This window comes from Chromobacterium subtsugae, from assembly GCF_001676875.1.
Classification (GTDB): Bacteria; Pseudomonadota; Gammaproteobacteria; order Burkholderiales; family Chromobacteriaceae; genus Chromobacterium; species Chromobacterium subtsugae.
This window is the reverse complement of record NZ_JYKA01000008.1, coordinates 74,545-98,512: the sequence shown is the minus strand read 5'-3', so window position 1 is coordinate 98,512 and position 23,968 is coordinate 74,545. Positions and strand designations below refer to the sequence as shown.

The 23,968-nt window shown below is 65.2% G+C and carries 20 protein-coding genes; 13 read left to right on the top strand and 7 right to left on the bottom strand.

Features of this window, described 5'->3' with window-relative positions; all coding sequences use genetic code 11:
• The 6 genes from MY55_RS12535 to MY55_RS12510 all read left to right on the top strand — a co-directional run bounded on the left by MY55_RS12535 (position 1) and on the right by MY55_RS12510 (position 6,852).
• Positions 1 to 1,680 carry a long-chain-fatty-acid--CoA ligase gene (locus MY55_RS12535; RefSeq protein ID WP_065202429.1) on the top strand — a complete coding sequence of 560 codons (1,680 nt, stop codon included), beginning with the start codon at positions 1 to 3 and terminating at the stop codon, positions 1,678 to 1,680.
• A 117-nt stretch (positions 1,681 to 1,797) separates the two neighbouring features.
• Positions 1,798 to 2,928: a PilT/PilU family type 4a pilus ATPase gene (locus MY55_RS12530; RefSeq protein WP_043575375.1), complete on the top strand. Its 1,131-nt coding sequence runs from the start codon at positions 1,798 to 1,800 to the stop codon at positions 2,926 to 2,928.
• 9 nt (positions 2,929 to 2,937) lie between these two features.
• Positions 2,938 to 3,288 (top strand): arsenate reductase, encoded by a 351-nt coding sequence (locus MY55_RS12525; protein WP_043575377.1) that lies wholly within the window; start codon positions 2,938 to 2,940, stop codon positions 3,286 to 3,288.
• A complete protein-coding gene (gene dapE, locus MY55_RS12520) occupies positions 3,285 to 4,418 on the top strand; it encodes a succinyl-diaminopimelate desuccinylase (protein WP_065202428.1) in 1,134 nt (377 codons plus the stop codon). The genes MY55_RS12525 and dapE overlap by 4 nt, the downstream gene beginning before the upstream one ends.
• A gap of 135 nt (positions 4,419 to 4,553) precedes the next feature.
• Complete coding sequence (locus tag MY55_RS12515; protein ID WP_043575381.1) at positions 4,554 to 5,183, top strand: MarC family protein; 630 nt, start codon at positions 4,554 to 4,556, stop codon at positions 5,181 to 5,183.
• A gap of 328 nt (positions 5,184 to 5,511) precedes the next feature.
• Positions 5,512 to 6,852, top strand: a complete 1,341-nt coding sequence (locus tag MY55_RS12510; RefSeq protein ID WP_065202427.1) for a methyl-accepting chemotaxis protein — start codon at positions 5,512 to 5,514, stop codon at positions 6,850 to 6,852.
• A gap of 6 nt (positions 6,853 to 6,858) precedes the next feature.
• Here MY55_RS12510 and MY55_RS12505 read toward each other — a convergent pair whose 3' ends face one another.
• The 3 genes from MY55_RS12505 to MY55_RS12495 all read right to left on the bottom strand — a co-directional run bounded on the left by MY55_RS12505 (position 6,859) and on the right by MY55_RS12495 (position 8,866).
• Positions 6,859 to 7,524 carry a tetratricopeptide repeat protein gene (locus tag MY55_RS12505; RefSeq protein ID WP_047244410.1) on the bottom strand — a complete coding sequence of 222 codons (666 nt, stop codon included), beginning with the start codon at positions 7,522 to 7,524 and terminating at the stop codon, positions 6,859 to 6,861.
• 157 nt (positions 7,525 to 7,681) lie between these two features.
• A complete protein-coding gene (locus tag MY55_RS12500) occupies positions 7,682 to 8,137 on the bottom strand; it encodes a hypothetical protein (protein ID WP_047237209.1) in 456 nt (151 codons plus the stop codon).
• Between the two features lie 189 nt (positions 8,138 to 8,326).
• Positions 8,327 to 8,866 carry a hypothetical protein gene (locus MY55_RS12495; protein WP_065202426.1) on the bottom strand — a complete coding sequence of 180 codons (540 nt, stop codon included), beginning with the start codon at positions 8,864 to 8,866 and terminating at the stop codon, positions 8,327 to 8,329.
• A 244-nt stretch (positions 8,867 to 9,110) separates the two neighbouring features.
• Here MY55_RS12495 and ccoG point away from each other — a divergent pair, with 244 nt between their 5' ends.
• Complete coding sequence (ccoG, locus tag MY55_RS12490; protein ID WP_043575392.1) at positions 9,111 to 10,451, top strand: cytochrome c oxidase accessory protein CcoG; 1,341 nt, start codon at positions 9,111 to 9,113, stop codon at positions 10,449 to 10,451.
• Between the two features lie 19 nt (positions 10,452 to 10,470).
• On the top strand, positions 10,471 to 11,856 hold the full coding sequence (locus MY55_RS12485; RefSeq protein WP_043575394.1) for an aminotransferase-like domain-containing protein: 1,386 nt from the start codon (positions 10,471 to 10,473) through the stop codon (positions 11,854 to 11,856).
• Here the strand turns inward: MY55_RS12485 and MY55_RS12480 are convergent.
• On the bottom strand, positions 11,848 to 12,738 hold the full coding sequence (locus MY55_RS12480) for a LysR family transcriptional regulator (protein WP_065202425.1): 891 nt from the start codon (positions 12,736 to 12,738) through the stop codon (positions 11,848 to 11,850). The two genes, MY55_RS12485 and MY55_RS12480, sit on opposite strands and share 9 nt — an antisense overlap.
• A gap of 127 nt (positions 12,739 to 12,865) precedes the next feature.
• Between MY55_RS12480 and MY55_RS12475 the strand changes: the two genes are divergently transcribed.
• A complete protein-coding gene (locus MY55_RS12475) occupies positions 12,866 to 13,963 on the top strand; it encodes an agmatine deiminase family protein (protein ID WP_065202424.1) in 1,098 nt (365 codons plus the stop codon).
• A gap of 399 nt (positions 13,964 to 14,362) precedes the next feature.
• Positions 14,363 to 14,515, top strand: coding sequence for an H-NS histone family protein (locus MY55_RS22655; protein WP_080770242.1), 153 nt, complete (start codon positions 14,363 to 14,365; stop codon positions 14,513 to 14,515).
• A gap of 90 nt (positions 14,516 to 14,605) precedes the next feature.
• Here MY55_RS22655 and MY55_RS22650 read toward each other — a convergent pair whose 3' ends face one another.
• From MY55_RS22650 to MY55_RS23475, 3 genes are all read right to left on the bottom strand, one after another.
• A complete protein-coding gene (locus tag MY55_RS22650) occupies positions 14,606 to 14,809 on the bottom strand; it encodes a cold-shock protein (RefSeq protein ID WP_076097984.1) in 204 nt (67 codons plus the stop codon).
• Between the two features lie 463 nt (positions 14,810 to 15,272).
• A complete protein-coding gene (locus tag MY55_RS12470; protein ID WP_043575411.1) occupies positions 15,273 to 16,613 on the bottom strand; it encodes a glutamine synthetase family protein in 1,341 nt (446 codons plus the stop codon).
• Positions 16,614 to 16,626: 13 nt separating this feature from the next.
• Positions 16,627 to 16,788: a hypothetical protein gene (locus MY55_RS23475; RefSeq protein WP_155294745.1), complete on the bottom strand. Its 162-nt coding sequence runs from the start codon at positions 16,786 to 16,788 to the stop codon at positions 16,627 to 16,629.
• A 187-nt stretch (positions 16,789 to 16,975) separates the two neighbouring features.
• Here MY55_RS23475 and MY55_RS12465 point away from each other — a divergent pair, with 187 nt between their 5' ends.
• The 3 genes from MY55_RS12465 to MY55_RS12455 all read left to right on the top strand — a co-directional run bounded on the left by MY55_RS12465 (position 16,976) and on the right by MY55_RS12455 (position 23,952).
• Positions 16,976 to 20,287 carry a DUF748 domain-containing protein gene (locus MY55_RS12465; protein WP_065202423.1) on the top strand — a complete coding sequence of 1,104 codons (3,312 nt, stop codon included), beginning with the start codon at positions 16,976 to 16,978 and terminating at the stop codon, positions 20,285 to 20,287.
• Positions 20,288 to 20,451: 164 nt separating this feature from the next.
• Complete coding sequence (locus MY55_RS12460) at positions 20,452 to 23,307, top strand: adenosylcobalamin-dependent ribonucleoside-diphosphate reductase (RefSeq protein WP_065202422.1); 2,856 nt, start codon at positions 20,452 to 20,454, stop codon at positions 23,305 to 23,307.
• 366 nt (positions 23,308 to 23,673) lie between these two features.
• On the top strand, positions 23,674 to 23,952 hold the full coding sequence (locus MY55_RS12455) for a hypothetical protein (protein WP_047244415.1): 279 nt from the start codon (positions 23,674 to 23,676) through the stop codon (positions 23,950 to 23,952).
• Positions 23,953 to 23,968: the final 16 nt, after the last annotated feature.

The following is a 23,968-nucleotide window of genomic DNA, read 5'->3' as shown; positions in this document are numbered from 1 at the left end:
ATGGACAAGGTGTGGCTTAAAAACTACCAGGCTGGGGTTGCCCACGAAATCGACATCAATCAGTTCCAGTCGGTGACCGAGGTGTTCGACCGCAGCGTCAAGAAATTCAGCGATCGGCCCGCCCTCGCCTGCATGGGCAAGGTGCTCAGCTACGCGGAGCTGGACGCGCTCAGCGGCCAGTTCGCGTCCTTCTTGCAGCACAAGCTGGGCCTGGCGAAGGGCGACCGCGTGGCGGTGATGATGCCCAATCTGCTGCAATACCCGCTGGCGGTGTTCGGCACGCTGCGCGCCGGCGGCATCGTGGTCAACGTCAACCCGCTGTACACCCCGCGCGAACTGGAGCACCAGCTGAAGGACTCCGGCGCGGAAACCATCGTCATTCTGGAGAACTTCGCCGGCGTGCTGGAGCAGGTGCTGCCGCGCACCCGGGTGAAGAACGTGGTGATCGCCTCCATCGGCGACATGCTGGGCTTCGCCAAGGGCGCGCTGGTCAACTTCGTGGTGCGCAAGGTGAAGAAGATGGTGCCGCCGTGGCACATTCCCGGCCACATCCGCTTCAACGACGCCCTCTCCGCCGGCGCGGCCAAGCCTTACGTCAAGCCGGCGCTGACCCACGACGACATCGCCTTCCTGCAATACACCGGCGGCACCACCGGCGTGGCCAAGGGCGCGGAGCTGCTGCACAAGAACATCGTCGCCAACATGCTGCAGGCCAACGCCTGGGTCAAACCGCTGATCCGCGAAGGCCAGGAAGTGATCGTCACCGCGCTGCCTCTGTACCATATATTCTCGCTGACCGCCAATCTGATGGTGTTCACCAATATGGGCGCGCTCAACCTGCTGATCACCAATCCGCGCGATATCCCGGGCTTCATCAAGGAGATGAAGAAATACCCGGTGACCTGCATCACCGGCGTCAACACCCTGTTCAACGCGCTGCTGAACCACCCGGAATTCTCCAAGCTGGACTTCTCCACCTGGCGCCTGACGCTGGGCGGCGGCATGGCGGTGCAAAAAGCGGTGGCGGACAAGTGGAAGGCCGTGACCGGCGTGACCCTGGCCGAAGCCTACGGCCTGACCGAAACCAGCCCGGCCGCCTGCATCAATCCGATGGACCTGAAGGAATACAACGGCACCATCGGCCTGCCGATTTCGTCCACCGACATCGAGATCCGCGACGCCGAAGGCAAGCCGGTGGCCCAGGGCGAGCAAGGCGAATTGTGCATCCGCGGCCCGCAGGTGATGCGCGGCTACTGGCAGCGCCCGGATGAAACCGCCAAGGTGCTGGGGGCCGACGGCTTCCTCGCCACCGGCGACATGGCCATGGTCACGCCGGAAGGCTTCGTCAAGCTGGTGGACCGCAAGAAGGACATGATTCTGGTATCCGGCTTCAACGTCTATCCGAACGAGATCGAAGACGTGGTGGCCAGCCACCCGGACGTGCTGGAAGTGGCCTGCATCGGCGTGCCCGACGACAAATCGGGCGAGGTGGTCAAGGTGTTCGTGGTGAAGAAGAACCCCGCCCTCACCGACAAGGACATCATCCGTCACTGCCGCGAAAACCTCACCGGCTACAAAGTGCCCAAGCTGGTGGAGTTCCGCAGCGAGCTGCCCAAGACCAACGTCGGCAAGATCCTGCGCCGCGCGCTGCGCGACCAGGAAACCGCCAAACCGGCCTGACGGACGCATCCGCCGTCCCAGCAACCGCCGCGCCCCGCCCGGCGGTTTTTTGTTGCCCGCCGCCGGCGCGGCTACACTGAAGCACAGGCGCCGCCGACCGGCGCGGGAGAGCCACCGATGCTGATGCTGCCCTTCTTCAAGCTGATGGCCGAGCGCAAGGCCAGCGACCTGTTCATGACCAGCTTCTCGCCGCCGATGCTGAAGCTGGACGGCGACCTGCAACCGGTCAACGACAAGCCGCTGACCGCCGACATGGTCAAACAGCTGGCCTACAGCCTGATGAGCGAAGAAGAAATCGCGGTTTTCGAACGCGAGCGCGAGATGAACCTGGGCCACCCAGTGCCAGGCCTCGGCAGCTTCCGCGTCAACATCTTCTGGCAGCGCGGCTCGGTCGGCATGGTGGTGCGCTACATCCTGCCCAGCATTCCCTCGCTGGAGCAGCTGCAGCTGCCGCCCATGCTGGCGAGCCTGATCCAGCAAAAGCGCGGACTGATCCTGGTGGTCGGCTCCACCGGCTCCGGCAAGAGCTCCACCGTGGCGGCGATGCTGCAAACGCGCAACCAGACCATGAAGGGCCACATCCTCACCGTCGAGGATCCCATCGAATTCCTGTACCGGCACGACAAATCCATCGTCAACCAGCGCGAAGTCGGCTTCGACACGCTGTCCTACGCCCGCGCGCTGAAAAACGCGATGCGCGAGGCGCCGGACGTGCTGATGATAGGCGAGATCCGCGACGCGGAAACCCTGGGCCACGCCATCACCTACGCCCAGTCAGGCCACCTGTGCATCTCCACGCTGCACGGCAACAACAGCTATCACATGCTGAACCGCGTCATCAATTTCTTCCCGCCGGAAAGCCGCAATACCTTGCTGATGGACCTGTCGGCCTCGCTGCGGGCGGTGGTGTCGCAACGGCTGATCGCCACGCTGGACGGCGGCCGGGTGCCGGCGATCGAGCTGATGATCAACACGCCGCACATTTCGGAGTTGATTCGAACCGGAGAGATAGACAAAATCAAGGAGGCCATCGAGAGCAGCATGAGCGATGGCTCGCAAACCTTCGAGCAGGCGCTGTTCCAGCTGTACAAGGCCGGACGCGTCAGCCTGGACGAGGCGTTGAAAAACGCCGATTCGCCGACCAATCTGTACTGGCTGGTCAATCAGTCCAAGGAAGGCGCCGCGGACAAGAACAAATCTGGCCCCGACAGCGCGGCCAGCTTCGACAGCATCAAACTGGACCTGTAAACCCACCCCATGATTACCCTGTACGGCATTCCCAACTGCAGCACCGTGAAGAAGGCCCGCCAATGGCTGGCCGACAACGGCATCGACTACACCTTCCACGACTTCAAGAAACAGGGCATAGACGCCGAGCGCCTGTCGGCCTGGGCCGAGCAAGTCCCGCTGGCCAAGCTGGTGAACCGCCAGGGCACCACCTGGCGCGCGCTGCCGGACGCGGCCAAAACCGCCGCCGACACCCGCGACGGCGCCATCGCGCTGATGCGGGAGCAAACCTCGGTGATCAAGCGCCCGGTGCTGGAGTGGGACGGCAAGGTCGGCGTCGGCTTCTCCGAGGCCGACTGGGCGGAGCGCTTCGGCAAATGAGCGCGACGCTGGATCTGGCCCGCGAATTGATCCGCCGCGATTCCGTCACCCCGCGCGACGAAGGCTGCCAGGCGCTGATGATAGACCGCCTGGAGGCCATCGGCTTCAAGGTGGAGAAGATGCGCCACGGCGACGTCGACAACTTCTGGGCGCGCAGGGGCGGCGCCGGCCCGCTGTTCTGCTTCGCCGGCCATACCGACGTGGTGCCCACCGGCCCGCTGGAAAAATGGGACAGCCCGCCGTTCGAGCCCACCGTGCGCAACGGCCTGCTGTACGGCCGCGGCGCGGCGGACATGAAGGCGTCGCTGGCCGCCTTCGTCACCGCCTGCGAGCGTTTCGTCGCCGCCCATCCGGACCACGAGGGCTCGCTGGCGCTGCTGATCACCTCCGACGAGGAAGGCGTGGCGGTGGACGGCACGGTGAAGGTGGTGGACGCGCTGGAGGCGCGCGGCGAGACGATAGACTACTGCATCGTCGGCGAGCCGACCTCCGAGCAGCGGCTGGGCGACACCATCAAGAACGGCCGCCGCGGCTCGCTGTCCGGCCGCCTGGTAGTGCACGGCATCCAGGGCCACATCGCCTACCCGCAGCTGGCGAAGAACCCCATCCACCTGATGGCGCCGGCGCTGGCCGAATTGGCCGCCACCCGCTGGGACGAAGGCAACGACTTCTTCCCGCCCACCAGCTGGCAGGTGTCCAACATTCAGGCTGGCACCGGCGCCACCAATGTCATCCCCGGCCACTGCGAGCTGCTGTTCAACTTCCGCTTCTCGCCGGAAAGCCCGGCAGACAGCCTGAAGGAACGGGTGTGCCAGATCCTGGACAAGCACGGCCTAGGCTACGAGCTGCACTGGCAGCTGTCCGGCCAGCCCTTCATCACGCCGCCGGGCGCGCTGACGGAAGCCTTGAGCGCCGCCATTGCCGAAGTGGCCGGCTCCAAGGCCGAGCTGTCCACCACCGGCGGCACCTCGGACGGCCGCTTCATCAAGCGCATCGCCCGCGAGCTGGTGGAGTTCGGCCCGATCAACGCCACCATCCACAAGCTGAACGAGTGCGTGGAAGTGGCAGACGTGGAGCCGCTGTCCGATATCTACCGGCGCACGCTGGAGTTGCTGCTGGCCAAGGCGTGAGCGCCGCCGCTTCGCTATGCTGAAACCGGCAGGGATGCCGGTTTTTTTCTTTTCGCCGCGCCGCTGGCGCAGCCGTGGTGGTTTGCGTCCCCCCTTTGAATGTGCCCGACAACGCTAACAGGTAAGCTCCGCGACATGGAAATCGAAATCGCCAAAATCTTCATCGCCCTGCTGGTGCTGGTCAATCCGCTCGGCGCCATCCCCATTTTCATCAGCCTGACGCCCAATGCCAGCCAGGAAGAACGCCAGAAGATAGCCAAGACCACCGCCATCGCCGTGGCCGTGGTGCTGTGCCTGTTCGCGCTGGTCGGCCAGACCCTGCTGCGCTTTCTCGGCATCAGCATAGGCTCGTTTCAGGTGGGCGGCGGCATCCTGCTGATGCTGATCGCCATCGCGCTGATGAACGCCAAGCCTGGCCCCACCAAAACCACCAAGCAAGAAAGAGAAGAAGCCGGCCACAAGACCAATATCGCGGTGGTGCCGATGGCCATCCCGCTGATGACCGGCCCCGGCACCATCTCCACCGTGATCATCTACGCCACCACCGCCCATTCCTGGGTGCAGGTGGTCTATCTGCTCATCAGCGGCCTGCTGGTCGCCATCACCTGCTACGGCGCGCTGGTGCTGGCTTCGCCGCTCACCCGCCTGCTGGGCCAGACCGGCATCAACATCGTCAACCGGGTGATGGGCATGCTGCTGGCGGCGGTATCGGTGGAAATCATCGTCGACGGCGTCTACCGGCTGTTTCCGCAGCTGACGCGCTGAACACCGGCGCCGCCGCCGGCGCATAGGGCCGGCGGCCGCCGCGTTCAACGCATGCCGTCGCCGGATCGACCGCCTGATTGACGCCATCCAGCGGGGTCCCGCGCCGCACCACGCAGCCCCCGTTCCGCTGATGAACCAGAAAATCCATAGCCCTCTGCGCTCGCCGCCAGCCGGCGCCGCCTGATTTCAAAATCCGCCGCGGCGCCGAATGCACGCTCCTGTCTACAAGCCAGCCTCTCGCATTTGCCACTTGACTAAGCAGTTGCGGCTTTCATACACCGAATAAACACAAGCGCGCACACCATCTATCCGTTGAGGATATCTGAGCATGTTCAATCAAAAGCTGAAGTCCGACCTGAGTCACGCTCTGTCGCAACTGGAAGGGCAGAAAAGCGTGCTGGATGCGCTGGACCGGTCGACTGCCATCATCGAATTCAGCCCCGACGGCATCATCCTGGCCGCCAACGCCAATTTCGAACAGACCATGGGCTATGCCGCCGCCGAGATCATCGGCAAGCATCACCGCATGTTCTGCCCGCCGCAGCTCGCCGCCAGCCAGGAATACCTGGCTTTCTGGCAAATGCTGCGCGAGGGGCGCTTCGTCAAGGATCAGTTCAGGCGCATCGCCAAGGATGGCCGCACCGTCTGGCTGGAGGCCAGCTACAACCCCATCCGCGACCACAACAACCAGGTGGTCAAGGTGGTCAAGTTCGCGCTGGACATCACGCATGAAGTCAAGATCGCCCACGAGGCGAGCAACACCATGAAAGCGGTGGGGCGCTCGATGGCGGTGATCGAGTTCACGCCGGACGGCGTGATTCTCGCCGCCAACGCCAATTTCCTGGCCGCCACTGGCTACAGCGCCGATGAGATCGTCGACAAGCACCACCGCATCCTCTGCCCCGCCGACTTCGTCAACAGCCCGGCCTACGAGGAACTGTGGCGCACGCTGAAACAGGGTGTGTTCGTCACCGGGCGCTTCGAGCGCCGCCACAAATCGGGCCGGCCGGTCTGGCTGGAAGCCAGCTACAACCCGATCTTCGACGACGATGGCGCGGTATGCAAGGTGATCAAATTCGCCACCGACATTTCCGACCAGGAAACCGCCCGCCAGGAAGACCTGCGCCTGGTGCAGGAGGCTCACCGGCTGTCGGCGGCGTCGGACAGCGCCTCCAACGACGGCCAGCAGGTGATCCGCGACACCATCCGGGCAATGAACGTGATCGCCGACAGCGCCGGCAAGTCGGCCCGGCTGATCGAAGACCTGGAACAGAAAACCGGCCGCATCACCACCATCGTCAACACCATCCATGAGATCGCCGACCAGACCAATCTGCTGGCGCTGAACGCGGCGATCGAAGCGGCGCGCGCCGGCGAGCAAGGCCGCGGCTTCGCGGTGGTGGCCGACGAGGTGCGCAAGCTGGCCGAACGCACCAGCGCCTCCACCAAGGAGGTGACCGAGATGATAGACGACATCAAGACCGGCACCGGCAGCGCCACCGACAGCATCCACGAAATGCTGGTCAAGGCCCAGCTGGGCGAGGAACACGCCAGCGTGGCCAGCACCTCGATAGACGAGATCCGCGCCAGCACTTCGCAGCTGGCCGACGTGGTCAACCATTTCTCCGCGGTGCAGGCCAACTCGACCCACCCGCCGCGGGGCAGCTAGCCCGCGCTAGCGCTGCACCGAACCGGCGCCGCTGCGCACGGCTTCGATGAGGCCGCCTACGCTGCGGTCGTTCGGATGGCCGGCTTGATAGGCTTCCAGCTCGCGCAACGCGGCGGCCTTGTCGCCCAGCGCCAGATAGGCCATGCCCAGCGAGTAGAGCGCCTCCTGCTGGCCCAGCTCCACTGCCCGGTCCAGATGCGGCAGCGCTTCTTTGGCATGTCCCATGCCGGCCAGGAAGCTGCCGTACAGATAGTGGGCGTTGGCGTTGTCCGGCTCTCTTTGCAGTACGGCGGCGAAGGCGGCCTGGGCTCGCCCGCCGGACTTCGGCACGTCCAGGTTGTAAGCCATGCTGTTCAGGAAACCGGCCCGCATCAGCAGTTCGGTGTCGGCCTGGCCGCCGCCGGCGACGATTTCCAGCATGTCGGACAGTTTCTTGGCGTCATTGAGGGCCTGGCGCTTGTCGCCTTGGCTGTCGAACGCGGGCGGATAGTTGCGCGCGTGTCCGGCCAGATCGTCCAGCACGCGGTCCAGATACTCCAGGTTCAGCCGGTACGACGCATCGCCCTCGGCATGCGGCATCAGCATCTGGCGCATGTCGAAATGGCCGTAAGGCTGGGCCTGGGCCACGCCGAAGGCCAACAGCAGACTACAGGCGAGAATCATCTTTTTCATATCGCATTCTCCCAATTCATCACGGAAGCCGGCAATGCCCCCGCACGACGCGCAGGCTCGTGGCCGGGTTAAAGCGTCAACAGTCTCCGACATAGCAAGCCGGACAGCGCCCCGCCGGGCAAGCCGGCGACGGAAAACAAGATCAACATGATGACTATCATGTCACTGCGGCCTCCACCGATGCAGAGCAAAAATCCGCCGCCCCCCATACCGCCAGCAAGCTGCACAAACCGCCGGTTCTGGGCGCCACAGCTCGCGCCCGCTCGTAGCCGCTGCCCGCGATCACTTTGCGGATCACGCGGGTAAAAAGCCACCCGGCCAGACAAGAGGGAAACAATGCCAAAAACATGGCTGTCGGCAGCATGAAGTACAGCACAAAGGGCCTGCTCTCCTCAGAGGGAGACGGCGCCAGCAGCAGTACCGCCGCAGGCGTCAAAACACCCACTATCGCAAAGCGGGCGCAGACGCCGCGGCTGCGGAGCTCCATCCGGCTAAGCCCGGTTTCCGGCGCACCGGCGCCGGAAGAAAACCTATTCGGCCCCGCCAGCGCCTCGCGCGGCAGCAAGCCCAACGCGCAATAGGCCAAGCCCAGCAATAAAAACGGCCACCACATATTCCACCCCTCCCGGAGTCGCGATGCGGGTGCGGAATTCATCCGCGCATCGCGCCACAAGCTGCTCAATTGCTTGCCAACATAGCACCGGCGGCGGGCGCGCCGAAGCGACCCGCCGCCGACAGGATGGGAACATGGGAAGGCGCAGGACTGGCAGGATCCGGGAGAGTGATGGGCGCGGCAGGCGCCTCAGTTCTTGATGAAAAACATGCCGTAGATGGCCAGCAGCCAGAGTATGCCGCCCAACACAATCGCGGCGATGTTCCAGCCGCTGTAGCCGTCGTTGCGCGCATGGCCGGGAGCCAGCGCCTCGTTGGCCCGGCACGCCGCCGCCTGCACCGGCAACAGCAGCAGGATCGCGGCGTGGCTGACCAGCCAGTAAGGCTCGGGCAGCTTCCACAGCAGGCAGATGACAACCCAACCCGCCGCCAGCGGCCCGGCCGCCAGCCCTTCCACGCTAGCGCGCTCGCAGTCGTCGTGAATGCGGCGGAACAGCGCGTAGCAAAAGAAATAGCCGAACAGCGCGCGCCAGAAAGGCCAGATATCGCTGCCTTCCCGCTGCTTCACCCGCTGCCAGTGGCGATACATCCAGTAGACCTGGTACATCCCCAGCGTGCTCAGCGACATGACGAAAAGCTTCTGCGGCGAAACGGCGAAAAACGCCGGCTGCTGATCCGCGTCTTCCACGCCGTCTTGCCCGGGCGCGGGCTGATCATTGATATAAATCATGAAATTTCCACTTCGTTCAAAACCCTATGCGGCGCAAATATACCATGCCCGCCATCCCGGCCGCCGCGCCGGCAAGCGGCCGCAGCCGGCCAAACCCTTGCAGGAAGCGGTTCCGCGCCAAGCCTAGCCTGCCGCTGTAGGTATACAGCCGCATCTGTGCACATAATCCGGCGCAGTTCTGTGCATTGTTTGTACCGATGCCCGGCAGTACAAATGACCCATCCTTCATCATGCGATGGCAGCCATGTCCAAGCTCGAAACCAAACCGATCAAGATCTATCCCCGCCTGACCAGCGGGCGCTTCAACACGCTGCGCGTCTCGATGGTGGCGTTGACCCAGCTGGTATTCTTCGGCCTGCCCTGGCTGCAATGGAACGGCCGCCAGGCGGTGCATTTCAACCTGGCCGAGCACCACTTCCTGATCTTCGGCATCAGCCTGTGGCCGCAAGACTTCATCTACCTGGCCGCGCTGCTGGTGGTGTGCGCGCTGGGCCTGTTCCTGTGGACCACGCTGGCCGGCCGGCTGTGGTGCGGCTACAGCTGCCCGCAAACCGTGTACACGCAGATCATGATCTGGATAGAAAGACTGGTGCAGGGCGACCACAACGCCCGCCGCAAGCTGGACGCGGCGCCGATGAGCGCCGGCAAGTTCGCCAAGAAGGGGCTGACCCAGCTGCTGATGGGCGCGTTTTCGCTGTGGACCGGCCTGACCTTCGTCGGCTACTTCACCCCGATGCGCGAGCTGGCGACGCTGAACATGGGGCCGTGGGACCTGTTCTGGACCTTGTTCTACGCCGGCTTCACCTGGCTGCTGGCCGGGGTGCTGCGCGAAAAGGTCTGCCTGCACATGTGCCCGTACGCCCGCTTCCAGGGCGCGATGTTCGACGACCACACGCTGGTCATTTCCTACGACGCCCGCCGCGGCGAGCCGCGCGGCAAGCAGCAGGCGCGCAGCGAGGCCAAGACCAAGGGCTGCATAGACTGCGGCATCTGCGTGCAGGTCTGCCCCACCGGCATCGACATCCGCAACGGCCTGCAATACGAATGCATAGGCTGCGCCGCCTGTATCGACGCCTGCGACCAGGTGATGGACAAGATCCAGGCGCCGCGCGGGCTGATCAGCTACACCAGCGCCCAGGCGCAGCAGGGCCAGCCCGCGCCGGCCAAGTCGCTGCACCGGCCGCGCATCGTCGTCTACTCCTGCCTGCTGGCCGGCATCATCACCTTGTCCACCACCGCGCTGGCGCTGAAGAAGCCGTTCAAGGTGGACGTGCTGCGCGACCGCGCCAGCCTGGTGGAACAAACCGACGACGGCCTGCTGCAGAACCGCTACAACCTGCGCCTGATCAACACCACGGAACAAACCCAGCGCTACAGCCTGGCGGTGGAAGGCCTGCCCGGCATCCGGCTGGACCAGCCGGACCAGATCATCGCGGTGAAGCCGGCGCAAACCGAAACCGTGGCAGTGCGGGTGCAGGCCGATCCGGAGCACGCCGGCCGCGGCGCCCACCCCATCCACTTCGTGATACGCTCGTTGGGCGATGACGTCACCATCAAGGAAAAGTCCAGCTTCATCGGAGAATGAGGCGGATCGGAATCAGCACATGAACAAGACCGGGCAATTGAGCCAACGTTTCCGCCACGCGATAGAACAGGGCCACCTGCGCGCCGGCGACCGCATGCCCTCGCTGCGCAAGGTATGCCAGGACCACAAGATCAGCATCACCACCGCGCAGCGCGCCTACGCCGAACTGGAGAAACTGGGGCTGATCGAATCGCTGCCGCGCTCCGGCTTCCGGGTGCTGGCGCGCAGCGCCGTCCTGCCCAGCAACCTGCCGCTGCAAAGCGACGGCAGCGGCATCCGCATCGAACACCTGACCAGCGCGCTGCCCATGCCCTGGGGCTGTCCGTACATGAACCCGGCGCTGATCAACACCACCCCGCTCAACCGCGCCCTCACCCGCGCGCTGCGCGACTACCGCTACGCGCTGTCCGGCAACGGCAGCACCGGCTACGAAGGCCTGCGGCGCGAGCTGACCCTGCGTTATCTGGCGCAGGGCGTGGAGCTGGACGGCGACGAGCTCTTGGTGACCTGCGGCGGCATGGAAGCGCTGAACCTGGCGATACGGGCGGTGACCAAATTGTCCGGCAGCGCGGCGATGCTGGTGCTGACCCCGGCCTTCCCGGCGCTGTTCGACCAACTGGAGCAACTGGGCATCGCGGCGCACACGCTGGCCACGCCGCCCGGCCAGGCGCTGGACCTGGAACGGCTGGAGCAACTGATCGTCCAGCACCAGCCGGCCGGCATCCTGGCGATGGCCAACTTCCAGCACCCCACCGGCCTGACGATGAGCGACCATGACAAGGCGGCGCTGCTGGCGCTGGCGGACCGGCACCGCCTGCCCATCATCGAAGACGACACCTACCGCGAGCTGTACTTCGGCGAAAGCGCGCCGCTGCCTTTGAAGGCCTACGACCAGAAAGGCAGCGTGCTGTACTGCTCGTCATTCAGCAAATCGCTGGCGCCGGGCTACCGCGTCGGCTGGATCGCCGCCGGGCGCTACCGCGACAGCATCCTGGGCCTCAAGCTGTGCAGCTCGCTGTCCACGCCGCTGCCCAGCCAGATGGCGCTGTCGCGGCTGCTGGCCGGCGGCCACCACGAGGACATGCTCAGCCTGCTGCGCAGCCGGCTGCAGGCCAACTGGCTGGCGATGCGCCAGCAGCTGGACAGCCACATGCCGGCCGGCAGCCGCCAGATCGCGCCGCAAGGCGGCTATTTCCTGTGGCTGGAGCTGCCGGAAGGCACGGACTGCCGCCGCCGGCTGGCCCAGGCGATGCAGCAAGGCATCCATTTCGCGCCGGCGCCGCTGTTCTTCCAGGACAATCAGCCGCGCTTGAACGCGATGCGGCTCAACTTCAGCTTCTACGACCCGCTGCAGCAGCACAACGGCGTGGCGATGCTGGCCGAAGCGCTGGCCGCGCTAGACTGAAGCCGCCAGCCCTGCCTTGGCCAGCAGCCAATCCGCCACCGCCGCCACGATGGCGGCGCGCGGCTCGCCGTCGGCGCGTGCCAGCCAGTACTGCGCGCCGGCGGCGGCAGGATAGCCCGCCAGGCGGCGCAACCGCCCATCCGCCAGCGCTTCATCCGCCAGCAGCGCCGGCAGACAGGCCGCCCCCTGTCCGCGCAGCGCCGCGTCCAGCAGCAGCCGGGCATCGTCGTAAACGCCGGCGCGGCGAAAGCCGGCCAGGTGGCCGCGAAACAAGCCGCCGGCGCGCGCGTCGGTGAAGCCGTCCTCCAGGCAGAGCAAGCCGGCCAGCTCGGGATGCCGCTCGATGGGCGCCGCCTCCAGCCGCCGCGCCAGCTCCGGCGCGGCCGCCACCACCCACTCGTCGCGCAGCCAGGGCCGCTCCGCGACGCCGGCCTGCTGCAAGGGCCGGTCGGCGATCACGATGTCGACGTCGATTTCATCGATGAAGCGCGCGCTCTCGTCGGTGGACAGCAACAGGCTCAATTGCGGCAGCCGCCGCTGCAAATCCGCCAGCCGGGGCTGCAGCCAACCATGCGCCAGCCCCGCCGGACACACCAGCACCACCAGACCCGGATCCATATAGCCGGCGATCCGCCCCAGGCCGCCCTGCAGATTGTCCAGCGCCCGCCGCACGCTTTGCTGCAGCACTTCCCCGGCCACCGTCAGCTCCACGCCGCGCCCCACCCGGCGGAACAAGGGCTGGCCCAATTGCGCCTCCAGTTGCTGCACCTGGTGGCTGATCGCCGATTGCGACAGGCACAGCTCGTCCGCCGCGCGGGAAAAATTGCCGTGCCGGGCGGCGGCCTCGAAGCCCAGCAGCAGTTTCAGGGAAGGAGTGCGCATCGCCGAATCATGAAAAAAGTTGATTAATAGCCGCAATTATCATCAATTTTCAAAATAGCGGCCAACACGGACAATGGCGACGACTATTTGATAAACCAGCGGCGCCCGCCGCCTTCCGGAGTACGCCATGAATCGACGCCGTTTTTTGCGACACGCCTCCCTGCTGTCCGGCAGCGCCCTGCTGCTGGGCGGCGCCCTCGCCGCCCCGCCGCGCCCCGCACAGTCCGGCTGGCGCATACCGGATGAGGGCGAACCGCACGCAGCCACCTGGATGGCCTTCGGCGCGCGCGCGGACATCTGGGGCGAGCGCCTGCTGGGCCCGGTCCGGCAAAACCTGGCCGGCATCGCCCGCGCCATCTCGGCGTTCGAACCGGTGGCGATGCTGGCGCCGAAAGACAGCCTGGAATTGGCGCGTCAATTGTGCGGCGACGGCGTGCGCCTGATCGAGCAGCCGCTGGACGACCTGTGGATGCGCGACACCGGACCCGTTTTCGTCAAGGACGCCCAGGGCCGCGCCGCCGGCGTCGGCTTCCATTTCAACGGCTGGGGCGGCAAGCAGGCGCATGGGCGCGACGCCAGGGTGGCAGCCGCGGTCTGCGCGCAATCGGGCCGGCCGCTGCTCTCCAGCCGCCTGGTGCTGGAAGGCGGCGGCATCGAAGTGGACGGCCAGGGCACCGCCATCATCACCGAAAGCTGCGTGCTCAACCCCAACCGCAACCCTGGCCTGGGCAAGGCCGCCTGCGAGGCCGAACTGAAGCGGCTGCTGGGCGTGGACAAGGTGATCTGGCTGCCCGGCGTCGCCGGCCGCGACATCACCGACGGCCACACCGACTTCTACGCCCGCTTCGCGGCGCCCGGCGTGGTGGTGGCCGGCCTGGACAGCGACCCGTCGTCCTACGACTACGCGGTGACGCGGCGCCATCTGGCCATCCTGCGCACCGCCCGCGACGCCCGGGGCCGCCCGCTGGAAGTGGTGGAGCTGGAAGGCCCGTCCAGCGTGCGTCCGCGCTTCGAAAACCGCGAATTCGCAGCCGGCTACGTCAACTTCTATATCTGCAACGGCGCGGTGATCGCCCCGCAATTCGGCGACTCCCGCGCCGACGCCAACTGCCGCGCCATCCTGCGCGAACTATTCCCCGGCCGCGAAGTGGTGCAGCTGGACATCGACGCGGTAGCGGCAGGCGGCGGCGGCATCCACTGCACGACGCAGCAGCAGCCGGCGTAGGTCTGCGCTGGATGGCCACTTAAGTGATGAGGCAAACTGTCCTTGCCGGATGCGAAGGGCCGCCCGATTGCGGGCCCCCCAGCGGTAGCCGAAGGCCATAGCAACCTTGACCGACATGTCAAACGCATGCCAAGCATCGTAGAATGCGAACCCGGCCTTCACCGGATGCATGAGGCCAACCCAACCGCCAGGCATCGCACCGATTGGCGTGTTGGGCAGAAGCGGCGCGACGCCCGGCGAATGACGCAGCGTGGCGGAAAGGTCGAGGCCGGGTATCGCACCCTACGATTGCACCGTACGGCCGTAGAACTCCGGACCAAGAAGGTTGGGCTTCGCAAGCTTAGCCCAACGGTCCTTTGCTCAAGCTGGCTTTCTCATTGATCTGCATGCGATTTATCGATAGGTTTTGCTAGCAGGCCTAAGAAGCCGGTAGAGGAAAAGTACCGCCATCCTGCTGATGCTTCCCTAACTTGGTGTGGACGCGGTCGTAAGCCGCTGTGGGGGCAAGCACTGCTGGATCAAGGCAAGACGCAGGAAGAGCTGGCTATTTAATCGCTATCTCGGTAGACATCCAGCAATGCCGAAACGGAAGGCCTAGACAAAAAAAAGCCCCTACAGGGCTTTTTTGATAGCAGCGATAAATTAAAGAGGCTGAATGCCAGTTGCTGCCGGACCCTTTTGGCCCATACCTCGGGTGTAGCTCACCTTTTGGCCTTCATGCAGGGATTTGAAACCATCAGCACGAATTTCAGAAAAATGAGCGAACAGATCATCACCACCATTGTCCGGCGTGATAAAACCAAAACCTTTTGCGTCGTTGAAAAACTTAACGGTACCCGTTTCCATAATGCACTCCTTGTGTTTGTAAAGGGCAATAAAATCGCCAAAAGCATGATAATCAAGGAATAGATAAGGAAACTATGTAGACCAACTGGGTGGGCAACGAGGTGTCGATAGATATGACGCTTGAAGATCCTGCCTTTTTGATTGTGCACAGGTTACTTTTCAATTGTCAACATAATTTTGCAGTTGAAAATTTAGACTCCCCACATCCACAGCAAAATGCATAAATAATTTTAAAATCCATTGAAACCAACTGATCTATTTCTTTTGCACATTAGGCTCATATTTGAGCCTTATTTTTATAGCGTTTCCCAATCCGTTCCATGATGTCGCCTGCCAAATCGCACTGCCCAGGGCGGAGGCGCGACGCGCACTTGCTCCTGCCGCCCTCCCCCTTCCGCCGCCTGACACAAAAATGCCTTCCAGCCGATTAAGGCGGGAAGGCGTGGACACACAGCAGGTACGATTAGACGTGCAACAGCAGAAACCGCCGCTCCCAGGGGCTGATCACGTCGAAATACTCGCGGTACTCCACCTCCTTGATCGCGGCGTAGGTTTCGACGAAATGCTCGCCGAACAACTCGGCCAGCGGCTTGCAGCGCAACAGCATGTCGATGGCGTCATCCAGATGGCGCGGCAGCTGGTGCGGCTGCTCGTAGGCGCTGCCGGTCAATGGCTCGGACGGCTGGATGCCTTCCCGCATGCCCAGGTAGCCGCAGGCCAGGCTGGCCGCCATCGCCAGGTAAGGATTGACGTCCACCCCGGCCAGCCGGTTTTCCACCCGCCGCGCCTCCGGCCCGGAATGCGGCACCCGCAGGCCGCAGGTGCGGTTGTCGTAGCCCCAGGACAGGTTGATCGGCGCCGAGGTGTAGCGGCTGAGACGGCGGTAGGAGTTCACATAGGGGGCGAAAAACGGCATCGCCGCCGGCAGGTAGCGCTGCAGGCCGCCGATGAAATGCAGGAAATCCGGCGACGGGCCGCCGTCCTGCAGGCTGAAGATGTTGCGGCCGCTGGCGATGTCCACCACGCTCTGGTGCATGTGCATGGCGCTGCCGGGCTGGCCCTGCATCGGCTTGGCCATGAAGGTGGCGTACATATTGTTGCGGATGGCCACTTCGCGCACGGTGCGCTTGAACAGGAACACCTGGTCGGCCAGCTGCAAGGGGTCGCCGTGATCCAGGTTGATCTCCATCTGCGCGGTGCCCATCTCGTGGATCAGCGTGTCCAGCGCCAGGCCTTGCGCCTCGCACCAGTCATACATCACGTCGAAGATGTCGTCGTATTCATTGACCGCATCGATGCTGAAGCTTTGCATGCCCGCTTCGGTGCGGCGGGTGCGGCCCACCGGCGGCCTGAGCGGCAGGTCCTCGTCCGGCTGGATTTCCACCAGGTAGAACTCCATCTCCGGCGCGATCACCGCCTTCCAGCCCTTGTCTTCGTATAGTTTGAGGATGCGCTTGAGCACATTGCGCGGCGCCAGGTCCACCGCGTCGCCGGCGAAGGAGTAACAGTCGTGGATGATCTGCGCGGTGGGTTCCTTGTTCCACGGCACCGGGCGCAGCGTGCTGGCGTCGGGGATCAGCTTCATGTCGGGGTCGGCCACCGAGGTGAAGTCGCGGTCGGGGTAATCGCCGGTCACCGTCATCGACAACACAGCCTCCGGCAGACGCAACCCCTCGGCGGGGTTGTATTTGTGGCGCGGCACGATCTTGCCGCGGGCGAGGCCGGTCATGTCCGGGATCAGACACTCCACCTCGGTGATATGGTGTTCGTCCAGCCATTGATTGATTGCATTGGCACTATCCATTGAAACCTCTGTCTTATGTATGGGTACCGGAGCTACCCAGCAGCCTGGCCGGATTGGCCAGGGTGTGGCGCCGCCCGGCCTGCAGCAGGAACAGGCAGCGGTCCGCCAGCAGCGGCGTGGCCGCGTCTGTTGAAAATAAGATGAATGACCGGCGTGGCCGGTAGCTTTGTTGCAAGATAATCAACCTTTCCTGATAAAAATTTGGCAAATTTTGCGTTCAATATCTTGAACACCTGCCCATCCTAGCCAGCAGTCGGCGCCGTCGGCAACGGTTCGCCCCCATTCCGCCGTCAACTTTGGTCAACAATAGGACAAACAACGCAACAGGACGGCAGGGCCAAAGTGTATTAGAATTAATCGATATGAATACCCATGTTCAGGCCGACGCGGCCGCCCCTTCCCCCTCTCCCCGCAAACCCCGCCGCTGGCTGCGTTGGCTGGCTGTCGCCCTCGCGCTGCTATTGGCGTTTTGGGCCTTTCTCGGCCTGGCCGGGCCGCGCCTGCTGCAAAAGGCCGCCGCCGACTGGGCCGGCAAGCATGGCCGCCAGCTCAGCATCCAGCAGGTGCGCATCACGCCCTGGAGCATGGAGCTGGCGCTCGACGGCGTGGCGCTGCGCGAAGGCGACGGCCGCCCGCTGTTCCTCGCCCGCCGCCTATACCTGAACGCCGACCTCTACGCGCTGCTGCTGGGGCGCTGGCAAGCCAGCGAATTCACGCTGGACAGCCCGCAGCTGTGGCTGGAGCGCGGCGCCGACGGCATGTGGAACTGGGAAAAGCTGGCGGCCGACCTATCCGGCCCGCCCAAACTGGAAGACGGCACCGCGCCGGAAAAGTTGCCGCGGCTGAAGATCGCCGCGCTGAATCTGCGCAGCGGCCAGATCCGCCTGAGCGACCATAACGACGGCCAGCACGAGCGCTTCCGGCTGATGCCGATCAACCTCAACCTGGCCGACCTGTCCACGCTGGCCGAAAACGGCCGCTACGCGCTGCACGCCGAACTGCAAGGCGGCGGCCGCTTCGACTGGAAAGGCAGCATGCGGCTGCAGCCGCTGCAATCCAGCGGCGAGGCCAGCATGCAGGACCTGCCGCTGGCGACGGTCTGGGACTACGTCCATCCCTATTTCGCGACGGCCAAGCCGCAGGGCGCGCTGTCGGTCAACGCCCGCTACCAGTTTGAAATGAACGGCAGCCGGCCCGACCTCACCGTGTCGCCGATCCGCGCCAGCCTGAAAGACCTGAAGCTGGCGGCGCCGGGCGGCGCCAGCGAGCTGTCGCTGCCGGAATTGACAGTGGAAGGCGGCGCGCTGGACCTGTCGCGCTCGCTGCTGACCATCGCCAAGGTGGAGTTGAACCATGGCCGCGTCAGCGCCGGCCGCGGCGCCGACGGCATGGTGGACTGGCTGCGCGCGCTCCCCGCCGCGCCCGCCGCCGCCAAACCGGTCCAAGCCGCCAAACCGTCGCCCTGGCTGGTCAAGGTGGATAGCCTGCGTCTGAACCAATGGCATGCGCAGTGGCGCGATGACGTCTTCGTCAAGCCGATGGCGCTGCAAGCCGACATGCCGCGCATGCAAGCCAGGATTTCGCTCAGCCCGGAACACGGCCTGCAGTTGGGCGATCTAGGCCTCAGCCTGGCCGGCGTCAAGCTGGGCTCGGCTGGCGCGCCTGACTGGCTGACGCTGGACGGCGCCGAGCTCGCGCCGTCGCAGATCGACCTCAAGCAACAGCAGCTGAAACCCGGCGACCTGACCCTGCGCGGCCTGCAAGTGGCGCTGCAGCGCGAGCGCAACGGCCAGCTGCAACTGCAGCAGCTGTTGGCGCAGCGGCCGCCAAAAGCGGCCAAGGCAAAGGCCGACGGCGACGCCAAGACGCCGGCCTGGAAATTCAGCTATCCGGCCATCCGGCTGGAAGACAGCCGGATGAACTGGCGCGACCTGACCCTGGCCAAGCCGCTGGCGCTGAGCATGGACCAGCTGTCCGGCCAGCTTGCCACCCGCGACGGCCAGCAGCTGGCGCTGGACATCGCCGGCCGGATGGGCGGCGGCAAGCTGGCCGCCAAGCTGGACCTGAACCCGGACAAGCTGGCCGCCCGCGGCAGCGTCAAGCTTGACGCGCTGCCCATCGCCCCGCTGGCGCCGTACGCGCTGGCCGGCACCCCGCTCAAGCTCTCCGGCGGCGCACTGTCCGCCGACCTGCAGCTGGACGCCGCCTCCGCCAGCCAGTGGAAGCTGGCCGGCCAGTTGAAACTGGCGAAAATGGCGCTGCAGGAGCCGGGCGAAGCGCTGCCGCTGCTGGGCTGGAACAGCCTCAGCCTCAGCAGGCTGCAAGTGCAGGGCATGCCGCTGAAGGCCAGCATCAACGACGTGCGGCTGGACCAGCCGCGCGCGCGGCTGATCCTGGATCCGCAGCGCCGGCTCAACTGGCAGAAGATCTTCGCCGGCGCGCCGGCGGCCAAACCCGCGCAGCCTGCCGGCAAGAGCGCGCCGCTGCCGCAGGTGGACGTGCACAGCATCCACGTGCAGAACGGCGCGGTGGAGTTCGCCGACCACGGCATGACTCCAGACTTCGCCACCCGCATGCACCATCTGCGCGGCAGCATCCAGAACCTGTCGACCCGCGCCGGCGGCCGCGGCCGCATCACGCTGGACGGCGCGGTGGACCAGTACGGCGAGGTGAAGGTGCGCGGCGCGCTGTCGCCGACGTCGCCGACCGACAGCACCGACATCCATCTCGACTTCCACAACCTGGCGCTGAACAACCTGAATCCGTATTCGATGAACTTCGCCGGCTGGCAGGTGAAGGACGGCCGCCTGTCGCTGGAGCTGCGCTATCTGCTAGAGCACCGCCAGCTGAAGGGCGAGAACCGCATCGTGATCGATTCCATCCAGCTGGGCGAGGAACTGCAGGGCGACAAGTCGCCGCACCTGCCGCTGCGCCTCGCCGTGGCGCTGCTGGAAGACAGCAACGGCCGCATCGACCTCGATCTGCCGGTGGCCGGCAGCCTGGACGACCCGCAGTTCAGCTACGGACAAGTGGTGTGGAAGGCGCTCGTCAACATCGTCACCAAGGTGGTCACCGCGCCGTTCCGCGCGTTGGGGGCGCTGCTGGGCGGCGATGGCTTCGACGACATCCGCTTCGTCGCCGGCGAAGCCCACGTCAGCCCGCCGGAGCGCGAAAAGCTGGACAAGGTGGCGGCGCTGATGGCCAAGCGGCCGAAGATGCAGCTGGCCATTTCCGGCGGCTACGCGCCGGACGAGGACAGCAAGCAGCTGGCGCGCGCGCGCGTCGACGCCGCGGTGCTGGCCGCCGCCGGCCACGCGCCGATGGATGACGAGCCGCTGGCTTCGCTGGACCTGAAAGACGCGCAGATCCAGTCGGCGATCAAAACCGTCTACGGCCAGCGCATCGGCCGGCTGAAGCTGCTGGGCCACACGCTGAAGCCCGGCGGCCCGTCCGGCGCCGAACTGGCCAAACTGCTGCGCGACGAGATGCTGGCGGCGGAAAAAGTCAGCCAGGCCGATCTCGTCAAGCTGGCGGAACTGCGTGGCGCCAACGCCCGCAAGGTGATGCTGCGCCATGCGCCCGACCTCGCCGAACGCGTGACGCTGGACGCGCCGCAAAAAACCTCGGCCAACCGCGACGGCGTGGAGCTGGCGGTGAAAATCACCGCGAAATAGCCCCCGGCGCCGCATCCGGAGTACAATCCCAAACGGCGCCGGAACACAACAACTTGCGTTTCACCCCATCACGGCGTAACAACATATAGTGTGCTACGCCGTTTTTCATGCGCAGCCGGCCATGCCATCGTCGTTGAACACCGTTTCAGAAGGATGAGCGCTCCATGCAGCAGGAAAACATCGCCGCCATGGCGGAACAGGACATCTCGCGCGAGGTGTTGCTGGAAAAGTACGCCAAGAATGGCGAACAAAGCGTCAGCGAAGTGCGCCGCCGCGTCGCGCGCGCGCTGGCCGGACTGGAACATGACCCGGCCCGTTTCGAGCCGCTGTTTTTCGAGGCGCTGGACCACGGCTTCATCCCCGGCGGCCGCATCAATTCCGCCGCCGGCACCGAGCTGTCCGCCACGCTGATCAACTGCTTCGTGCAGCCGGTCGGCGATTCGGTGTCAGAAACCGAACACGGCAAGGCCGGCATCTACCAGGCGCTGCTGCAGGCGGCGGAAACCATGCGCCGCGGCGGCGGCGTCGGCTACAACTTCAGCCGCATCCGCCCCAGGGGCGCGCATGTGAAAGGCACCAACAGCCGCGCTTCCGGCCCGGTGTCCTATATGCGCGTGTTCGACCGCAGCTGCGAGACGGTGGAATCGGCCGGCGCGCGGCGCGGCGCGCAAATGGGCGTGCTGGACGTCAGCCATCCGGACGTGGAAGCCTTCATCCACGCCAAGGATCAGGGCGATCTGCGCAACTTCAATATCTCGGTCGGCGTCTCCGACGCCTTCATGCAGGCGGTGGAAGCCGACGCCGACTGGCAGCTGACCCACGCGGTGGAGCCGGCGTCCGACGCCTTCCCCGACAGCTTCCGCCGCGAAGACGGCCTGTGGGTGTACCGCACCGTGCGCGCCCGCGCGCTGTGGCGGCAGATCATGGAATCCACCTACGACCACGCCGAGCCCGGCGTGCTGTTCATGACCCGCATCAACCAGGACAACAACCTGTCCTACTGCGAGGTGATCGAATCCACCAATCCCTGCGGCGAGCAGCCGTTGCCCGACTACGGCTGCTGCGACCTCGGATCGGTCAACCTGACCCGCCACGTGCGCGCGCCGTTCGGCGACAAGGCCCACTTCGACTTCAAGTCGTTCGAGAAGGTGGTGCGGATGTCCATCCGCATGCTGGACAATGTGCTGGACCTGACCGTGTGGCCGCTGCCGGAACAGGAGCGCGAGGCGCAGAACAAGCGCCGCGTCGGCCTGGGATTCACCGGCCTGGGCGACGCGCTGATCATGCTGAAGATACGCTACGACAGCGAGGAAGGCCGCCGCTTCGCCGCCCGCATCGCCCAGAGCATGCGCGACGCCGCCTACGACGCCTCGGTGGATCTCGCCATCGAAAAAGGCGCCTTCCCGCTGTTCGACGCCGACGCCTACCTGGCCGCGCCGCACTGCGCCAGCCGGCTGCCGGACAAGATCCAGGCGCGCATCCGCAAGCACGGCATCCGCAATTCGCACCTGCTGTCGATCGCCCCCACCGGCACCATCTCGCTGGCCTTCGCCGACAACGCCTCCAACGGCATCGAGCCGCCGTTCTCCTGGTTCTACACCCGCAAAAAGCGGATGGCCGACGACACGCAGCAGGAATACCTGGTGGAAGACCACGCCTACCGCGTGTGGCGGATGCAGGGCGGCGACACCGCGCGCCTGCCCGACTACTTCGTCTCCGCGCTGGAAATGAGCGCGCTGGACCACATGCGGATGGTGGCCGCCGTCGCGCCCTTCGTCGACACCGCCATCTCCAAGACCGTCAACGTGCCGGCCGACTACCCGTTCGCCGACTTCGAAAGCCTGTACCTGGAAGCCTGGCGCAACGGGCTGAAAGGCATCACCACCTACCGCCCCAACAATGTGCTGGGTTCGGTGTTGTCGCTGGAGCCGGCGCAAGCCGCCGCCGCCGCGCCGGAAGACCTGTCCGGCGCCGCCAACGACCCGGACCGCCGCGTAGTGCTCAACACCGCGCCCACCCCGGCGCTATCCAGCTTGAAATGGCCGAACCGCCCCAAACTGAAGGAAGGCAACCCGTCGTGGACCTTCATGGTGGAAGGCGACGCCGGCGATTTCGCCGTGGTGGTCGGCCACATGGAAAACGGCCGCGTCCAGCCGTTTGAATGCTGGGTCAACGCCACCGAAGTGCAGCGCGGCCTGTCCGCCATCGCCAAAACGCTGTCGATGGACATGCGCTGCCGCGACCGCGCCTGGCTGGCCGCCAAGCTGGACGCGCTGTCGCGAACCAACGGCGACAAGCGCTACCAGTTCACGCTGGGCGACAAGGCCATCCACGCCACCTCGGCCGCCGCCGCGCTGGGCCAGGTGGTGCGCCACCGCGTCGAGCAACTGGGCGCGCTGCGGCTGGACGCCGGCGAAGCCACGCCGGTGATGGACGCGCTGTTCGCCCGCAAGGAGCCGAAATCCGGCAGCGACGGCACCATGAGCTGGTCGGTGGACGTGGTGAATCCGCAAACCGGCGATGACTTCGTGCTGTTCATCAAAGAGCTGATCCTGCCCAACGGCAAGCGCCGGCCGTACTCGGTATGGCTGGCCGGCGCCTACCCGCGCGAACTGGACGGCCTGTGCAAGATGCTCTCCCTCGACATGCGGGTGATAGACCCGGCCTGGATAGGCCTGAAGCTGCGCAAGCTGCTCAACTACGCCGAGCCGCAGGGCGACTTCTTCGCCCGCATTCCCGGACTGGAAAAATCGCAAAGCTGGCCATCCACCGTCGCGTATCTGGCGCGGCTGATCATCCACCGCTACGCGATGCTGGGCGTGCTGACCGAGGAAGGCGTGCCGCTGGAGGAAATGGGCGTGATGGCGCCGGAGCAGAGCGACCTGTTCGCGCTAGAAGCGCCGGCCCAGCTCAAGCCGCTGGCCGGCAAGGCCTGCCCGGAATGCGGCAACCACGCGCTGATAAAAAAAGACGGCTGCGAGTTCTGCACCGCCTGCGGCCATGTGGGGGCATGCGGCTGAGTCAAGCGCGATGCTGCGCAGTTTTTTCCTCCGCCCCGCGGCCTCAAGCCGCGGGGCTTTTTCGTCGCCGCGCGGGAAAACAACCACGGCCCCCGCCACGATCCCGGCCATCCCATCCACGCGGGGCCGCTCCAATGGATTCCGTGCTCCGCGGCACTTGATCCACATCGCCCTCTGCCAACCAGCGCCAACGCGCCATCCGCTAGCGTGTTGGCCGCTTAATGGCGAAATGGCCTCGTTTTTACTTAAAACCTGATTTGACGTAATCCAACCGCCCGGCTTTTAAAATAAACATGGTTTTATTAGACGGCCTCTCGCTTTCGGTGGAAGAATGTCCGCAACACGCAAAACCACACCGGAGAAAAAATGAACGCCTGGATGGTCATCGCGGTTTTGCCGATCGGCGCCGCGTCATTCTATTTTCTGGCCTACCAGCCGGCCGCGCAGAAGTACTGGCTGCGATTCCCCACGCTGGAGAAATACCGGCAAGACCATCCAGCCAGCCATAGCCATGGCGTCCCGCATTGCCACGTTTGCGGCGGCAGCGACATTCTCTCCGTCGGACTATTGCGGCCGGTGGAATACCGCCGCATCTACCAATGCGCGCAGTGCCAGACCAAGCTGTGGCGCGCCATGGAACCCTGAGCCAGACCTCGGCGCG

Excerpts from the sequence above, each read along its gene's own strand:
- MY55_RS12535 (WP_065202429.1), top strand. The coding sequence starts at position 1 with ATGGACAAGGTGTGGCTTAAAAACTACCAGGCTGGGGTTGCCCACGAA.
- MY55_RS12530 (WP_043575375.1), top strand. The coding sequence starts at position 1,798 with ATGCTGATGCTGCCCTTCTTCAAGCTGATGGCCGAGCGCAAGGCCAGC.
- MY55_RS12525 (WP_043575377.1), top strand. The coding sequence starts at position 2,938 with ATGATTACCCTGTACGGCATTCCCAACTGCAGCACCGTGAAGAAGGCC.
- dapE (WP_065202428.1), top strand. The coding sequence starts at position 3,285 with ATGAGCGCGACGCTGGATCTGGCCCGCGAATTGATCCGCCGCGATTCC.
- MY55_RS12515 (WP_043575381.1), top strand. The coding sequence starts at position 4,554 with ATGGAAATCGAAATCGCCAAAATCTTCATCGCCCTGCTGGTGCTGGTC.
- MY55_RS12510 (WP_065202427.1), top strand. The coding sequence starts at position 5,512 with ATGTTCAATCAAAAGCTGAAGTCCGACCTGAGTCACGCTCTGTCGCAA.
- MY55_RS12505 (WP_047244410.1), bottom strand. The coding sequence starts at position 7,524 with ATGAAAAAGATGATTCTCGCCTGTAGTCTGCTGTTGGCCTTCGGCGTG.
- MY55_RS12500 (WP_047237209.1), bottom strand. The coding sequence starts at position 8,137 with ATGTGGTGGCCGTTTTTATTGCTGGGCTTGGCCTATTGCGCGTTGGGC.
- MY55_RS12495 (WP_065202426.1), bottom strand. The coding sequence starts at position 8,866 with ATGATTTATATCAATGATCAGCCCGCGCCCGGGCAAGACGGCGTGGAA.
- ccoG (WP_043575392.1), top strand. The coding sequence starts at position 9,111 with ATGTCCAAGCTCGAAACCAAACCGATCAAGATCTATCCCCGCCTGACC.
- MY55_RS12485 (WP_043575394.1), top strand. The coding sequence starts at position 10,471 with ATGAACAAGACCGGGCAATTGAGCCAACGTTTCCGCCACGCGATAGAA.
- MY55_RS12480 (WP_065202425.1), bottom strand. The coding sequence starts at position 12,738 with ATGCGCACTCCTTCCCTGAAACTGCTGCTGGGCTTCGAGGCCGCCGCC.
- MY55_RS12475 (WP_065202424.1), top strand. The coding sequence starts at position 12,866 with ATGAATCGACGCCGTTTTTTGCGACACGCCTCCCTGCTGTCCGGCAGC.
- MY55_RS22650 (WP_076097984.1), bottom strand. The coding sequence starts at position 14,809 with ATGGAAACGGGTACCGTTAAGTTTTTCAACGACGCAAAAGGTTTTGGT.
- MY55_RS12470 (WP_043575411.1), bottom strand. The coding sequence starts at position 16,613 with ATGGATAGTGCCAATGCAATCAATCAATGGCTGGACGAACACCATATC.
- MY55_RS12465 (WP_065202423.1), top strand. The coding sequence starts at position 16,976 with ATGAATACCCATGTTCAGGCCGACGCGGCCGCCCCTTCCCCCTCTCCC.
- MY55_RS12460 (WP_065202422.1), top strand. The coding sequence starts at position 20,452 with ATGCAGCAGGAAAACATCGCCGCCATGGCGGAACAGGACATCTCGCGC.
- MY55_RS12455 (WP_047244415.1), top strand. The coding sequence starts at position 23,674 with ATGAACGCCTGGATGGTCATCGCGGTTTTGCCGATCGGCGCCGCGTCA.